The organism is Vibrio sp. (assembly GCF_038138445.1).
Taxonomy (GTDB): Bacteria; Pseudomonadota; Gammaproteobacteria; order Enterobacterales; family Vibrionaceae; genus Vibrio.
Genome location: NZ_JAYQDQ010000036.1, coordinates 1 through 13,645, shown reverse-complemented (window position 1 = coordinate 13,645; position 13,645 = coordinate 1). Strand labels below are relative to the sequence as shown.

Annotated in this window: 15 protein-coding genes and 1 pseudogene; 10 read left to right on the top strand and 6 right to left on the bottom strand. The window is 40.7% G+C overall.

The window, feature by feature from the left end:
- The first annotated feature begins 8 nt into the window (after positions 1 to 8).
- The 8 genes and pseudogenes from AAFM34_RS11140 (at position 9) to AAFM34_RS11105 (ending at position 8,076) form a co-directional block, all read left to right on the top strand.
- Positions 9 to 290: an HlyU family transcriptional regulator gene (locus AAFM34_RS11140; RefSeq protein WP_341662820.1), complete on the top strand. Its 282-nt coding sequence runs from the start codon at positions 9 to 11 to the stop codon at positions 288 to 290.
- A 247-nt stretch (positions 291 to 537) separates the two neighbouring features.
- Positions 538 to 2,076, top strand: coding sequence for a Re/Si-specific NAD(P)(+) transhydrogenase subunit alpha (locus AAFM34_RS11135; RefSeq protein WP_341662818.1), 1,539 nt, complete (start codon positions 538 to 540; stop codon positions 2,074 to 2,076).
- A gap of 12 nt (positions 2,077 to 2,088) precedes the next feature.
- Complete coding sequence (gene pntB / locus AAFM34_RS11130; protein ID WP_341662816.1) at positions 2,089 to 3,465, top strand: Re/Si-specific NAD(P)(+) transhydrogenase subunit beta; 1,377 nt, start codon at positions 2,089 to 2,091, stop codon at positions 3,463 to 3,465.
- A gap of 125 nt (positions 3,466 to 3,590) precedes the next feature.
- Positions 3,591 to 5,066 (top strand): sensor histidine kinase VxrA, encoded by a 1,476-nt coding sequence (vxrA, locus tag AAFM34_RS11125; RefSeq protein ID WP_341662849.1) that lies wholly within the window; start codon positions 3,591 to 3,593, stop codon positions 5,064 to 5,066.
- On the top strand, positions 5,041 to 5,700 hold the full coding sequence (gene vxrB / locus AAFM34_RS11120) for a response regulator transcription factor VxrB (RefSeq protein ID WP_341662814.1): 660 nt from the start codon (positions 5,041 to 5,043) through the stop codon (positions 5,698 to 5,700). The genes vxrA and vxrB overlap by 26 nt, the downstream gene beginning before the upstream one ends.
- Positions 5,700 to 6,572, top strand: coding sequence for a DUF2861 family protein (locus AAFM34_RS11115; protein ID WP_341662812.1), 873 nt, complete (start codon positions 5,700 to 5,702; stop codon positions 6,570 to 6,572). The genes vxrB and AAFM34_RS11115 overlap by 1 nt, the downstream gene beginning before the upstream one ends.
- A 59-nt stretch (positions 6,573 to 6,631) precedes the next feature.
- Positions 6,632 to 7,844: pseudogene (locus AAFM34_RS11110) on the top strand (conjugal transfer protein TraF).
- Positions 7,845 to 7,923: 79 nt separating this feature from the next.
- The gene (locus tag AAFM34_RS11105) at positions 7,924 to 8,076 is read left to right on the top strand and encodes a YoaH family protein (RefSeq protein ID WP_341662810.1); all 153 of its coding nucleotides are present in this window, start codon (positions 7,924 to 7,926) and stop codon (positions 8,074 to 8,076) included.
- Between the two features lie 521 nt (positions 8,077 to 8,597).
- Here the strand turns inward: AAFM34_RS11105 and AAFM34_RS11100 are convergent.
- Complete coding sequence (locus tag AAFM34_RS11100) at positions 8,598 to 9,140, bottom strand: hypothetical protein (RefSeq protein WP_341662809.1); 543 nt, start codon at positions 9,138 to 9,140, stop codon at positions 8,598 to 8,600.
- Positions 9,141 to 9,223: 83 nt separating this feature from the next.
- Entirely contained in the window at positions 9,224 to 9,649 is a 426-nt protein-coding gene (locus tag AAFM34_RS11095) for an N-acetyltransferase (protein ID WP_341662807.1), read from the bottom strand.
- 136 nt (positions 9,650 to 9,785) lie between these two features.
- Between AAFM34_RS11095 and AAFM34_RS11090 the strand changes: the two genes are divergently transcribed.
- The gene (locus AAFM34_RS11090) at positions 9,786 to 10,064 is read left to right on the top strand and encodes a DUF429 domain-containing protein (RefSeq protein WP_341662805.1); all 279 of its coding nucleotides are present in this window, start codon (positions 9,786 to 9,788) and stop codon (positions 10,062 to 10,064) included.
- A 310-nt stretch (positions 10,065 to 10,374) separates the two neighbouring features.
- Here the strand turns inward: AAFM34_RS11090 and AAFM34_RS11085 are convergent, their stop codons facing one another.
- Positions 10,375 to 10,524, bottom strand: a complete 150-nt coding sequence (locus AAFM34_RS11085) for a hypothetical protein (protein ID WP_341662803.1) — start codon at positions 10,522 to 10,524, stop codon at positions 10,375 to 10,377.
- A gap of 416 nt (positions 10,525 to 10,940) precedes the next feature.
- On the opposite strand from AAFM34_RS11085, the gene AAFM34_RS11080 reads away from it, so the two are divergent.
- Entirely contained in the window at positions 10,941 to 11,543 is a 603-nt protein-coding gene (locus AAFM34_RS11080; RefSeq protein WP_341662801.1) for a rhomboid family intramembrane serine protease, read from the top strand.
- On the opposite strand, the gene yciH is transcribed toward AAFM34_RS11080, so the two are convergent.
- From yciH to AAFM34_RS11065, 3 genes are all read right to left on the bottom strand, one after another.
- Entirely contained in the window at positions 11,540 to 11,851 is a 312-nt protein-coding gene (gene yciH, locus AAFM34_RS11075; protein WP_152431912.1) for a stress response translation initiation inhibitor YciH, read from the bottom strand. The genes AAFM34_RS11080 and yciH overlap by 4 nt on opposite strands.
- A gap of 6 nt (positions 11,852 to 11,857) precedes the next feature.
- The gene (locus AAFM34_RS11070) at positions 11,858 to 12,235 is read right to left on the bottom strand and encodes a DUF3319 domain-containing protein (RefSeq protein WP_341662799.1); all 378 of its coding nucleotides are present in this window, start codon (positions 12,233 to 12,235) and stop codon (positions 11,858 to 11,860) included.
- 219 nt (positions 12,236 to 12,454) lie between these two features.
- Positions 12,455 to 13,450, bottom strand: a complete 996-nt coding sequence (locus AAFM34_RS11065; protein ID WP_341662797.1) for a D-alanine--D-alanine ligase — start codon at positions 13,448 to 13,450, stop codon at positions 12,455 to 12,457.
- Positions 13,451 to 13,645 lie beyond the last annotated feature (195 nt).

Genomic DNA, 13,645 nt, shown 5'->3' with positions numbered 1-13,645 from the left:
GTTTTTTAGTGGGTTTATTTTCTCGACTGTTTGGTAGCAGTCAAAAAGAACAAGGCGACAACGAAGTACAACCAGAAGAGTACAAAGGATTTCTTATTTATCAAGAAGCGAAACCCGAGGGAGGACAATTCAGAATCGCTGGTCGCATCACAAAAAACATCGAAGGGGAAGTCAAAGAATATAAGTTTATCCGCTCAGATGTTCTAGCTTCAGAAACAGATGCAAATGAGTTCATGCTCACAAAGGCAAAAATGTTTATCGATCAAACGAAAGGCGATATATTCACTTAGTGTTTGTTGACCTTCCTACCTTAAGACAAAAGAGACATTTATTACTGGTGAATGGCTATCTCTGCACCTAATTTAAATCTCATTTCTTAATGTAATCCCTGTGCGATTTGCACTAAATCGACAATTTATCACACCTAGGCTAAGTAGATATGACTGCACTTTGTATTTTCCATACAAAGTGCTTGAAGTTCATGAAAGCGTTCGATAAAAACAATGAATCATTGTTGTCAGCAGCCAAGGAACCATTATGCAAATCGGAGTACCAAAAGAGATACTCGCGGGCGAAACGCGAGTGGCCGCTTCTCCAAAATCGGTAGCGGAGTTATTGAAATTAGGTTTTAGCGTCAATATTGAGTCTAAGGCTGGTGAGCTTGCCAGCTTTGATGATAATGCCTTCGCGTCTAACGGAGCCAATATTGTCACCAAAGATGAGGTTTGGTTATCTGACATCATTCTTAAAGTGAATGCACCAAGTGATCTAGAAATAGAGTCGATCAAAGAAGGAGCAACACTCATAAGCTTTATCTGGCCAGCCCAAAATACTGAGCTTATGGAGAAGCTATCTGCTAAAAAGATTAATGTCCTAGCCATGGACTCTGTGCCGCGTATTTCTAGGGCTCAATCTTTAGATGCTTTATCGTCAATGGCCAATATCGCAGGTTATCGAGCCGTTGTTGAAGCCGCACATGAGTTTGGGCGTTTCTTTACTGGGCAAATCACAGCTGCAGGGAAAGTTCCACCTGCTAAGGTACTTGTCGCAGGAGCCGGGGTTGCAGGTCTGGCGGCCATCGGAGCTGCAGGCAGCTTAGGCGCCGTTGTTCGTGCATTCGATGTAAGACCAGAAGTCAAAGAGCAAGTCCAATCAATGGGCGCTGAATTTCTCGAAGTGAACTTCAAGGAAGAGTCAGGTTCAGGTGATGGATATGCTAAAGAAATGTCGGAAGCATTCAATAAAAAAGCGGAAGAGCTTTATGCTGAACAAGCAAAAGATGTTGATATTATCATTACAACAGCGTTAATCCCCGGAAAACCAGCTCCTAAACTGATTACCAAAAAAATGGTTGATACCATGCGACCCGGCAGCGTCGTCATTGATCTCGCAGCTGCCAATGGAGGGAACTGCGAATATACCAAGCCAGATAAAGTTATAACGACGAAAAATGGTGTCAAGGTTGTCGGGTATACAGATATGGTTGGACGCCTTCCGACCCAATCATCTCAGCTATATGCAACCAACCTTGTAAATCTCCTTAAGCTTCTATGTAAGGAGAAAGATGGAAATATTGATATAAACTTTGATGATGTCGTGTTAAGAGCAGTGACTGTTGTAAAAAATGGTGAAGTAACATGGCCTGCTCCTCCAATACAGGTTTCTGCTCAGCAGCCTCAGCAGAACACGACAGAAGTGGCCAAACCTGCCGAGAAAAAAGATCAGCCAGTATCTCGAACTAAAAAGCTTGCTGCGCTAGGGGTAGGTCTATGTAGTTTTGCTTGGGTGGCCTCTGTTGCACCCGCATCATTTCTAAGTCATTTTACCGTTTTTGTTCTTGCTTGTGTGGTTGGTTACTACGTTGTTTGGAATGTCACACATGCTTTACATACTCCTCTTATGTCAGTAACGAATGCTATTTCTGGGATTATCGTCGTAGGTGCATTGTTACAAATAGGCCAAGGGAATGGGGCTGTTTCATTTCTAGCCTTTATCGCCGTATTGATTGCAAGCATTAATATCTTTGGCGGTTTTACTGTCACAAAACGCATGCTTGAAATGTTTCGTAAAGATTAAGGAGTAACACAAATGTCTGCAGGACTAACACAAGCAGCGTACATTGTTGCTGCACTATTTTTTATTCTGAGCTTAGCGGGCCTTTCTAAACAAGAGTCTGCAAAATACGGTAACTACTACGGTATTGCTGGTATGGCGATTGCCTTAATTGCCACTATTTTTGGTCCAGAATCGCAAGGTTTTGTTTGGATCATTATTGCGATGGCAATAGGAGGAACGATCGGCATTCACTATGCTAAGAAAGTTGAAATGACCGAAATGCCAGAATTAGTTGCCATACTGCATAGTTTTGTCGGCTTGGCAGCGGTACTGGTAGGCTATAACAGCTATCTAGATGCTCCTGAAGCGGCGACGCACGCTGAGCATGTAATTCACTTGGTAGAAGTTTTTCTCGGCGTATTCATTGGCGCTGTAACTTTTACTGGTTCGGTGGTTGCATTTGGTAAACTGCGCGGCTTAGTGTCTTCATCTCCACTGAACTTACCTCACAAACATAAAATGAACTTGGCTGCAGTCATTGTTTCCGCTTGGTTGTTAACACGTTTCGTAGAAGCCGATGGAAGTTTATTTACTTTGTTTGTAATGACACTAATTGCTCTAGCCTTTGGTTATCATTTAGTAGCATCGATCGGTGGAGCTGATATGCCTGTCGTTGTGTCAATGCTCAATTCCTATTCCGGTTGGGCTGCTGCGGCAGCCGGTTTCATGCTCGCTAATGATCTGCTGATCGTTACTGGCGCTTTAGTCGGATCATCAGGCGCGATCCTTTCATACATAATGTGTAAGGCAATGAACCGGTCATTTATAAGTGTTATTGCCGGCGGTTTTGGCCAAGAAGTTTCTATTTCTAGTGACGTTGATCATGGTGAACACCGAGAGTCCACGGCTGATGAAGTGGCAGAGCTATTGAAAAACTCTAAATCTGTCATTATTACGCCAGGATATGGAATGGCAGTCGCGCAAGCACAATATCCTGTTCACGAAATAACTGAGAAACTGAGATCTAAAGGAGTGAATGTACGTTTTGGCATCCATCCAGTTGCGGGGCGGTTGCCTGGTCATATGAACGTATTATTAGCTGAAGCTAAAGTGCCTTATGATATTGTTTTAGAAATGGATGAGATCAATGATGACTTTGAAGAAACCGATACTGTTTTGGTCATTGGTGCTAATGACACCGTGAACCCGGCAGCGCAGGAGGACCCAGCCAGCCCGATAGCAGGCATGCCTGTATTGGAAGTTTGGAATGCAAAAAATGTCATCGTGTTTAAACGTTCAATGAATACTGGTTATGCCGGAGTACAAAACCCATTGTTTTTTAAAGAAAATACTCAAATGTTGTTCGGAGACGCAAAAGAGAGTGTGGACGCGATATCCAAAGCTCTGTAAGATAACAAGCACGAGTAGGAGCCAGCATTAGCTGGCTTCTTTTGTTTTGTGGGTAGTATTATTGACACCAATATCACATTGGAAATTTATATTTTTGCGATAATACTTTACTCTAGATCTAAACTATTGATTTACAGAATTTTGCATTGATTAGAACGGTTATAAAAACATTGGTAATTACTATTGCAATTATTTGTAATACAGCCAGCGCAAATTCATTACCTGAGCGAATTGATCAGTTTGTCGACTCGTTCAGTCAAGATATTTTCACTGCATCATACGATATTCGTATTTTACAGTCAGACTATCCAACGCGATTAATAACACCTAATTCAATGCTCCCTCAGACTTCGGCTTACCCACTGAGAGACATACAGCGCCTCTATCAAATCGCTCAGAATTGTACGGGTAAACTGCCACTTAGCCCATTGATTACAGAACCTCTCGTCTTTACTCGTGCTATGTGTAAAGGCACTAAATTGAGTCAGAAATGGTTCGCACGAAGTGGACTAATTCATCCGGGAGGGGGAACTTATGCCAAACGGTATGCGGAGCTTCACCCTGAAAAGCAGGAACAGCTGCAACAATATATGCATATCAAAGAGCGGCCGCTTGCACCACGTGTGACATTGTTGGGTCGTTTACAAAGAATGAACGAAGAAACCATCATGGCGCTAATTTCTGGCTCCAGTATGTTTCTAGAACAAGGGGAGCTTTGGTTAAGACAAAACGACAGCTACCTTGTTTATCCTGAGAGCACTTGGCGAAAAAACGCCGATGAAGCAGGTTTGAGTGTTGCTTTAAAAGGTGAATCAAGTAGTTGCTTTGTTAGACGAGGAAATCTTTGCTGGGATGTTCAAGACCATTCAGAGGTCTTGCGTATCAGTATGATGGTGCTCGTCATTGCTAACATTTTCCTTGTGTTAGGGTGGGCAGTATACCGATGGAATACAAAGCGACAAGAGATGAAGAGTCGAATGCTGATTCTTCAAATACTCACCCATGAACTTAGAACCCCGATCGCGAGTCTATCTCTTACAGTAGAAGGATTTAGACGAGAGTTCGAAAAATTGCCTGAATCTGTATACGACGAGTTTCGACGCCTTTGTGAAGACTCTCGCCGTTTAAGACAACTTGCCGAAGCAAGTAAAGACTATCTTCAGTCTGACAACAAGCCGCTCGCTACCGAATGGGTCCCATCGGTAAAAGAGTGGTTGGAGTTCAAGGTTGATGAGGAGTTTAACGGCAAGGTGAAACTCAGAATCAATCAAGACGTAGCCGCAAAGCTAAATGTCTATTGGTTGGGGACTTGTATTGATAACTTAATACGCAATGCCATTAAGTATGGTGTTGCTCCTGTTGTACTGGATATAAGTACAGAAGATAATTTAATTACTGTTAAAGTTATAGACCAAGGTGAGTTAACTCAAAAAGATTGGCGCCAATTGCGCCAACCATTTGTTAGCAAAGCCGGTCTTGGTTTAGGCTTAACTATCGTTGAATCTATGGTGAGCAGAATGGGAGGACGCATGTCCCTAATCGGCCCACCAACAACGTTTATATTGGAGATACCTTGTGAAACAGACACTGCTTCTTGTTGAAGACGACAAAAATCTGGCCGATGGTCTGCTAGTTAGCTTAGAACAAGCAGGATATGAATGTTTTCACGCTGAAAGCATTGCCGAAGTAGAACAATACTGGGAGAAATCGGATCTGGTGATTTTAGATCGCCAATTGCCCGACGGTGACTCAGTCGAGCACCTTGTCGGCTGGAAAGAGATAAAAGATGTCCCTGTTATTTTGCTTACTGCGCTAGTGACAGTAAAAGATAAGGTTACAGGTTTAGACGCCGGCGCAAATGACTACTTAACTAAGCCATTTGCTGAAGCAGAGTTGTTTGCTCGTATTCGTGCACAGCTTAGGGCTCCTGAGTCAGAAGCTCAAGATGATAGTAAAGTCGAGACAGAGCATCTGTTGATCGATAAAGCAACTCGTGAGGTCTTTTACAAAGAGGAATCTATTACGCTAACCAGAACAGAGTTTGATCTGTTACTTTTCTTGGCGAGTAACCTCGGCCGAGTTTTCACTCGAGATGAGTTATTGGATCACGTATGGGGATATAACCATTTTCCAACAACCCGAACTGTAGATACTCACGTTCTGCAATTGCGCCAGAAGTTACCTGGGCTCGAGATTGAAACTCTTCGTGGTGTTGGTTACAAAATGAAGGCCTAATGAGAATAAAAGCACTAATATTGGGTGTACTAGCTAGTGCGCCCATTTCAGCTGCCAATACCTTATGGTTTGAGAGTAACTCGCCGTTGATTCAAGCCCATAAGTTTCTCCTCAACAATGATTTACCTGCAATGTTTGTTGCCTTAGTGGAAGTTTGGCAGCAGGAAAAAAATCAGGCTATCTCTCCTCATCTTAATGAGCTTTTTCAACAATCACTCCAAGTAGATTGTGGTAAAGGTCTAGACTCTAGGCCGTTCCCAGAATGGCTAAAAAATGTCACTGTTAGAGCGATAGATACTCAAAGCCCTGGAAGAGATTCATATCGAGCGCTTGTAGAAGTCTCATCTCGTAAAGAGATCTCTGACATTTCTCTTACGCGTTGGGTACAAAAAAGCATCTCTGCTGATCAATCTTTTATTAGTTTGAGTGAAGAAGATTCACCGACCCAATCCTACGTTAAGCGCTATAACTTAAATAGCAAAATTCCTATGGGTTTATATCGAATTGATATCACAGCTAAGGATCAGACGTCATGGAGTTCATGGCTGGTATTTGGTGAATCCAAAGCAAAAGTGAGCATCCGTTGGCAATCTAAAGATCAATGGCGTGTCGAACGAAACGCTTTGTTGAATAAACATTGTCCTTTACCAAAGCTTGATGCGTCTCTCTATGATTATGTTGACGGTCAGTACAACAAGGTATGGGGAGAATCCTATGTATCTGATTATCCAACTTCATTGGAGCCCAATATTGTTCCGCCAGATCGCTATGTTCTTGCAGTGTCAATGACACATCAAAGATGGCAAGGCCCTATAATTGTTGAACAATCCCAAATTATTAGCAAAACATATGATATATCTGTAGAGGAATAGCTCAAGTTCATACACAATTAGACGATATAAACCACAGGGATGAAGAAGTTTATATCGATATGAAAAAATCAATAAAAATCTTAGTATTACCTTTAGCCTCTCTCTGCTCATTCCTATGCGGCAACTTATGCTGTTGAAGCGCGAGGAGATTCAATGGGAGGCACTGGCGTTGTATCCTCCAATTTTCTAACAGCCCCATTCTATAATCCTGCCATTACCGCGATATACCGTCGAAATGATGATGCGGGAATGATTATTCCATCATTTGGCGTCGCATATAATGATGAACATGAAATGGTCGATGGTCTTGATCAAGCGGCGAAAATTATAGATGGTGCAGTCAGCTCAAACAGTATTTCTTCTGCTGACGCCGCCCAGTTACAGACAACGTTAAATGGGCTAGAAAACGACATTGCCAAGTTAGAACTCGGAGGTGTTGTTGCTCTGGCTATTCCCAATAGTTGGGTGGCGGCTAATTTATTTGGTAAAGCCTATACTGAAGCTTTTGCTCAAACTGATATATATACTGGAGCAAACACAGGTAACACTGATCTTAACACAGCGGTCAATGCGGAGCTAAGTGCAGTTAATGCGGTCGCAATTGGCGTTGCCGAGGTCGGTATATCACTAGCTAAGTACCAAACGTTTCTTGGCCAACATATTTCATTTGGAATCTCACCTAAAATACAACGCATCTATACCTATGTTTATACAGCTAACTTAAACAATTACGATATCAAAGATGTGCGGGATAATGGTACGGGCGATACCATGTTCAATATGGATGCTGGCTTTTTATGGTTTCGGGGACCGTTAAGGGTTGGGGTGTCAGCGATGAATATTGTTTCTCGTGACATTACAACTCAAGAACTGGCTGCGCAAACCCTAACATCACGAATAGACAATAGCCAATCACGAACAACTCCTGCTGTATCCTACTCTTATAAAATAAGAACTCAATACACCGTCGGTCTAGGTTTGGTCGGGGATTATTCAGCATTTAGTGTCGATTACGATGTTAATGAAGACGAGCGCTATACCAATTTTAAAGACAACACTCAATACGTAAGAGTGGGGGGTGAAATTGATATTATGCGTCAGTTAAAATTGCGTGCAGGCTGGCGTCGTAATTTAGCTTACGATAATTTAGATGATACCTTCACAGCTGGGATTGGTTTGTCACCGTTAAACCTTTTTCAAATGGATATAGGTGCAAGCTACACCAATGAAAATTCTATGGGTGCGTACATTAACTTTCTTGCCAGTTACTAATCATTTGTCTTAACGAAAAACTGGCCGATTCTAGTAAATAATAATATAGTTGGCTCCTAACGTTTAATGGAGCCAATTTATGTTTGATGATCTCCCAACACTTTCACATGCCGAGCAACAAAAAGCAGTAGAAAAAATCCAAGAGCTCATGGCTCAAGGAATGAGTACAGCGCAGGCAATAAAGTTAATCGCTGAGCAAATACGTAATCAGACCAACGACTCTACCACTTAATCACTTCAATAAATAATCAATCAAGAAGAGGGCACTTGTTAGCCCTTTTTGTTGTTCTGCAATTCGGCTCTCTCCGGCCCCAGCCAACTACTGGTATAGAACTAATAAAAGCTCAATAAAACATGAGTTTATGACAGAATAATATTCTGCATCAACAATGAGCCAAAAAGTGCCTGTAATTTAATTACAAAAAGTTTGAGTCAGTCTGCGAGTGCTTACTATCGCGCAGCATAATATGCTGCTGCGCAGCTAACTCATTATGTAGTTTCTGGTTACCAAGTTGGGTCTGTTTTTTAGAAAATAGAAATGACCAGCTGAAGAGTGACTTTGTTTAAGATGAAAAGCAATAGTGACATTGTAACTAATTATCTTGCTTGATACTTAGTTACAATGTCACTCGTAAATTATGTCTTGATAAATTAAATGTTCTATATCAGTATGATACGATTAATTTGTATATTGCATAGCGAAAGGGACATATGATTAGATTTATACAAGCCGAGGTTAAGCATGCTCAAGCTCTATAGCATAAACTCTACTTTTGTCTCCTCGATAATGACATCATCCATATATCGTTGGAGCGGGTAGGCAACCGACTTAGGGCTATAGATAGCGCGGTATTGAGCTAGTTTTTTCATAATGGGTGTAAGGTTGGGCTCTTTATCCGAGTACTCAACTTCAAAGCCGATCAGAATATTTAGTTCATACGATAATGCATACTTGTTGTTATTCAGCGGGGTGAGTGTAAGCCAGGAGTCACAATCTACTTTTTGTGATTGGATGGATTTTTGTTGGTCGTCAGTTAGTTCGTCGTAAACCCCATTGTTTTCACATAACCGGAAGTGCATAGAAATAGAGTCAACCGGCTCTTCAATATTAACAACAACCTCTCTATCTGCCATGCCCTCAGGAGTATATATCAAGCGTATCCTTTGACCATTTGGAGTTGGATCACCGAGAATATGCGTATATTCTAAGTTATCAAAAAAAGGTCGCTGATTAACTTGGTGGTTTACGCAACCACCTAGAAGAGTACAAAGCAATAATACGGAGAGTATTCTCATAGAAAACAATCAGCAACAATAGATAAACTCACCGATATTCTCTCTTATTTGGCCACAAGATACTAGCAAACAGATCGAACAAACTATGGTTGGTAGTACATGACATATTCTAGATGTGCTGTATGAGGATCTGCTTGTTCAATCTCAACCTTAAATCCTTGAGAAAGATAAAATTGGTAGCTAGCTTGATTTTCTTTATACACACTGAGCGTTAGCATTGGTCTTCTTTGTTTGGCGTGATCGATAAGTTGTTTACCAATTCCTTGATGTTGCTGGTCGGGAGACACAAATATGGCCGCAAGATTATCCTCGTGTAAAGCATAAAACCCAACGACAGATGAATCGAGTTCATACACATAAACCTCTGAAGAAGGGAGGTAAATATTGCGCATGCTCTCTACTTGTGATTGCCAAAACTCCCTAGGGATAAAGTGGTGTGCTTTAATTGACGCTTCCAACCAAATTTGAATAAGGTGTTCTATATCGGACGATTGGTAATTTCTTATCATCGATTAACTCCAATTTTTAAATAAGCAATCTATCACATATACAAGATGCTTTAAATAGAAGATCTAAATACGCTTACCATAAGTACAATAGACTAAGTTAGGTTCGCCTTTTTAGACCTTTTTATTCGGAGTAAATATGAAACTAGCAGGTATTGATCTTGCGTGGAATGGAGAGAAGAATACATCAGCGATAGCGGTTGGAAGCCTTATTGGGAATAAGCTGTTCTTAGAAGCTGTAGAACCTGCCATACTCGGTCAGAAGACAATAGTCGAATACTTATCAAGTGAGGAACATCTTGTTGGTGTTGCTATCGACGCGCCTTTAATAATAAATAATCAGACTGGCCAACGAGAATGTGAGAAAGCGTTAAGCCGCACTTACAGTGCAAGAAAAGCCGCGTGTCATCCATTCTAACTTCAATTTGTAGTCATTTAATAGCTCCTGAAGTAGCTGCTTTACTACCTGTAAACTAACTTTATCATCATTGTGGAAAGAGCCTGCTTGAGAGATAGTAACTTCTTTCTTAGCATGGTCCATTGTCATTTCTAACATAGAGTCGTTAGGTAAAGTGATATCGATACATTTTTCACCGCTACCTAATGGCCAGAGTTAGGTATTGATAGAAAGGTGAAATGTGATGAAATTTGGTGTAAAAATCCGCACTGCATTTTAGTTGTGATATAGAAAAAAATAAGACATATCACAGCGGATATGCCTTAAATAGTTATGGGTAGCAAGAAACAGGATTAACATGGCAAGGGATGGCACCACCAGAGGTATCGTCATTGTCAGGATTATCATCGGCAAATGCGGTTGCTGACGACAGTGAAAATACAGCCAAACTTAACAAGGTTAATTTTTTTATTTTTATCATACTAAAAAAGACTCATATTAATTGAATGGAGTAAGGATTCTAGAAATAAGTCAGAGCACCGTAAATCAAAACTTTGTATCTAAACATTGCGATCCACAGTGATAACTCGATACTAAATTACACCTACGCTATTAGTGCGCATTACGTGCATTATGTTAAATCATATATCCAATATTAAAGAGTGCATCTGCACTCCCCATCGATATGCATAAAACATGTTTGTTGCATTCAACATAACCCATTTACCATAAAATAGCTAATATCTAACTTATTCATCTGTGATGCTTAAGTTAGATATTAGCCTTTAAGCATTTTGTTTCACCATTGAGCATTGTGAGTGACTTTTAAATGTTTTAAGTTAATGACCATGTCACAATCACACAGTGACACACTACGTCAGCCTTAGGAAGGAAAATGTGATTTTAAAGCGGTTACCAAATTTAACTTTGATTTTGGCGGTATTAACGGTTGTCACATCGTTGGTGGTAAATTATCAAATATCCGGATCACTTTTCGAAAAGATTAAAGTCGCAGATTTAGAACCGTATGGTGGCTATACGTATAAACACCTTTTAGACCTAGAGTTATGGCGCTTGTTTGTATCCCAGCTTATTCATGTTAAACAGATACATATGGTATACAACGTCATTTCTTTGTTGGCCTTGGGATCTTTACTAGAAAGAAAATTAGGTAGCCCGAGGTTCGCTTTCATTTGGATGGTCGCAGGAACAACTGGAACATTTATAAGTACCTTCACGGTTGCTGAACCATGGAATTTGGGTACGGGAGGCTCTCAAGCAATTCTTGGATTAGCTGCATCAGGCATAGTGTTGTTGATGCATGGAAAAATACAGGGAAAGTTCGCGGTTACTATATTAGTGCTGACGATAGTCCCCGCGTTTATGTTAGACATGATATATGCTGAACATCATTTGCCTAAGTTGGGACATATAGCTAGTTTTCTAATGGGATGTTGGTTATCAAGAAACCTACCACACAGATTAACTATAAAGCCCTAACCGCCCGCGAGTTTCACCGTATGGCCTTTCTTTTCAAGATGCGCTTTGATTTTATCTCTGGCATCACCTTGTATTTCGATGGTGCCATCTTTTACTGAACCACCGCATCCACATACTTTCTTTAATTCGGCTGCTAAAAGTTTGAGTGGTGCGTCTTCTAAATCCAGGCCTGTGATTATGCTTACGCCTTTGCCCTTGCGACCCTTGGTTTGGCGCTGTATACGAACAATACCATCACCTTTAGGGCGCTGAACCTTTTCAGGTTCTGACTGTATTCTGCCGACCTCTGTCGAATATACGAGACTCATAAATAACTATTTCTTCTGTTGTTGTTCTGCTTTCTGCTTGGCGACCAAGTATGCCTCGATATGCTTTTGCATGGCAACCTTTCCACCTTTAATTAATTTGCCATTAAAGAAACAGTACCATTCGTTGGGATTACCATTATCGTTCTTGAGTGTGTAACCATGGAAATCCTCTTGAACTGGGCCTCCCTCAGCTTCTTTCTTGTTACCGAGAGATCCAAATTCTTTTGGATCAATGATATTTGCAGTGTCACAAAACCAATCAATGCTCTTTTTAACCGCAGGCATGCTTCCAGATAAAGTATGATTCTTAATCTGAACTTGCCATACATCGGTAGAATTTCCAGCAGTTTTGAGGGTAAATCCTCGATATGTTGCAGCAGCCATAGTATTTTATCTTAGTTATCAGTTAATTTAATAATAATTGTATATCGCTCTTATTCAAGTTTATCGGCAAAAGGCAAATTTACTGAAGCCCATCCCATAAAAATAAATCTAGTTAAATCATTACACTACAATGACAAATTCAACAAAGATACACTGTAACTATTTATCAAATAAGAAATTTTTCTACCTTTATTTGATCAACTACGAAAAGTACTTGTTTCATTCAATAAGTGACGTATCAACACAATCTTTAAGAAAGTCGATCACTGTAATGCCGCTGTGCTCTAACATTTTTGGAAACATTGAGATTGGAGTCATCCCCGGAAAGGTATTGACTTCATTAAGGTAGACTTGTCCATCAGGTGTTAAAAAGAAGTCTATTCTGGATAGGTGACGAAGCTTCATTTGTTTAAAGACTTTTCTTGATGACTTTTCAATAATGCGAAGTTGTTCCTCGCTCAAATCAGACGCTTCGACATCAGTAATCGATTGGCTTGTTGAGCTGTATTTTTCATCATACGAGTAGAAGGCGTCTTCTGGCGCTTTTATTTCACCAGGAGGCGTAATGTGCAGTTTTCCTCTAAATTCAAACGCAGCGACCTCTAACTCTCTTGGTCTAACCGCTTTTTCAACCAACACTTGATCGGAATAGCCAAAGGCACCATCAATCGCCGCTTTAAGTTGCTCTCTATCTGTGACCTTGTAACAACCAACTGAAGAGCCTTGGCGAGCAGCTTTAACGAATACCTCACCCCACTTATCAAACGCTGCTAGGCTGTCTTCATAAGATTCCGGACTGTTCTCAGACAAAAAGATGTATGGCGTATTGGGTATAGACAATGTGTCATACCATAATTTTGAAGTGATTTTATTAAAGCAATTTGTGCTCGCTTCAGGACTACAGCCAAGATAAGGCAGACCGGCGAGTTCCAACATTGATTGGATATCCCCTGTTTCGCCCGGATAACCGTGAATACATGGCACGACAAAATCGATCTTAATAGCGCGATGTTCAAAATTCAATGTACCTTTATTGGTGTCTAGGTACACAATCTCCTCGCTGCAAAACCAAGCATCCTTCTTAATTTCAACTCTTATGACATCAAAGTTCTCAATGGACTCAAGCCGGGCCTGAACGTAGTCTGCAGAAACAAGTGATACTTCATGCTCCGCAGAGCCACCGCCACAAAGTAGTAAAATCGTTGTATTCGCCATGAGAGATTTTTCCGTGATATAACAGAGAGATTAAAAGCCGATAATAATCAAAAATCAGTAAAGATTCATTGATTTGACTAAAGTATGTCATTACTGACAATTCAAACGTTCAATTTTTATGCGTAAAAAAGGGGGCTGATGCCCTAATGCCGTTCACTTAAGGTGAGCGGCATTGTTTTTTCTGGGGTATCGGCT

What these genes read in the sequence shown, in the direction of transcription:
- AAFM34_RS11135 (WP_341662818.1), top strand. Translation starts at nt 538, where the DNA reads ATGCAAATCGGAGTACCAAAAGAGATACTCGCGGGCGAAACGCGAGTG.
- AAFM34_RS11090 (WP_341662805.1), top strand. Translation starts at nt 9,786, where the DNA reads ATGAAACTAGCAGGTATTGATCTTGCGTGGAATGGAGAGAAGAATACA.
- AAFM34_RS11105 (WP_341662810.1), top strand. Translation starts at nt 7,924, where the DNA reads ATGTTTGATGATCTCCCAACACTTTCACATGCCGAGCAACAAAAAGCA.
- AAFM34_RS11070 (WP_341662799.1), bottom strand. Translation starts at nt 12,235, where the DNA reads ATGGCTGCTGCAACATATCGAGGATTTACCCTCAAAACTGCTGGAAAT.
- AAFM34_RS11095 (WP_341662807.1), bottom strand. Translation starts at nt 9,649, where the DNA reads ATGATAAGAAATTACCAATCGTCCGATATAGAACACCTTATTCAAATT.
- AAFM34_RS11065 (WP_341662797.1), bottom strand. Translation starts at nt 13,450, where the DNA reads ATGGCGAATACAACGATTTTACTACTTTGTGGCGGTGGCTCTGCGGAG.
- yciH (WP_152431912.1), bottom strand. Translation starts at nt 11,851, where the DNA reads ATGAGTCTCGTATATTCGACAGAGGTCGGCAGAATACAGTCAGAACCT.
- AAFM34_RS11100 (WP_341662809.1), bottom strand. Translation starts at nt 9,140, where the DNA reads ATGAGAATACTCTCCGTATTATTGCTTTGTACTCTTCTAGGTGGTTGC.
- AAFM34_RS11085 (WP_341662803.1), bottom strand. Translation starts at nt 10,524, where the DNA reads ATGATAAAAATAAAAAAATTAACCTTGTTAAGTTTGGCTGTATTTTCA.
- AAFM34_RS11115 (WP_341662812.1), top strand. Translation starts at nt 5,700, where the DNA reads ATGAGAATAAAAGCACTAATATTGGGTGTACTAGCTAGTGCGCCCATT.
- pntB (WP_341662816.1), top strand. Translation starts at nt 2,089, where the DNA reads ATGTCTGCAGGACTAACACAAGCAGCGTACATTGTTGCTGCACTATTT.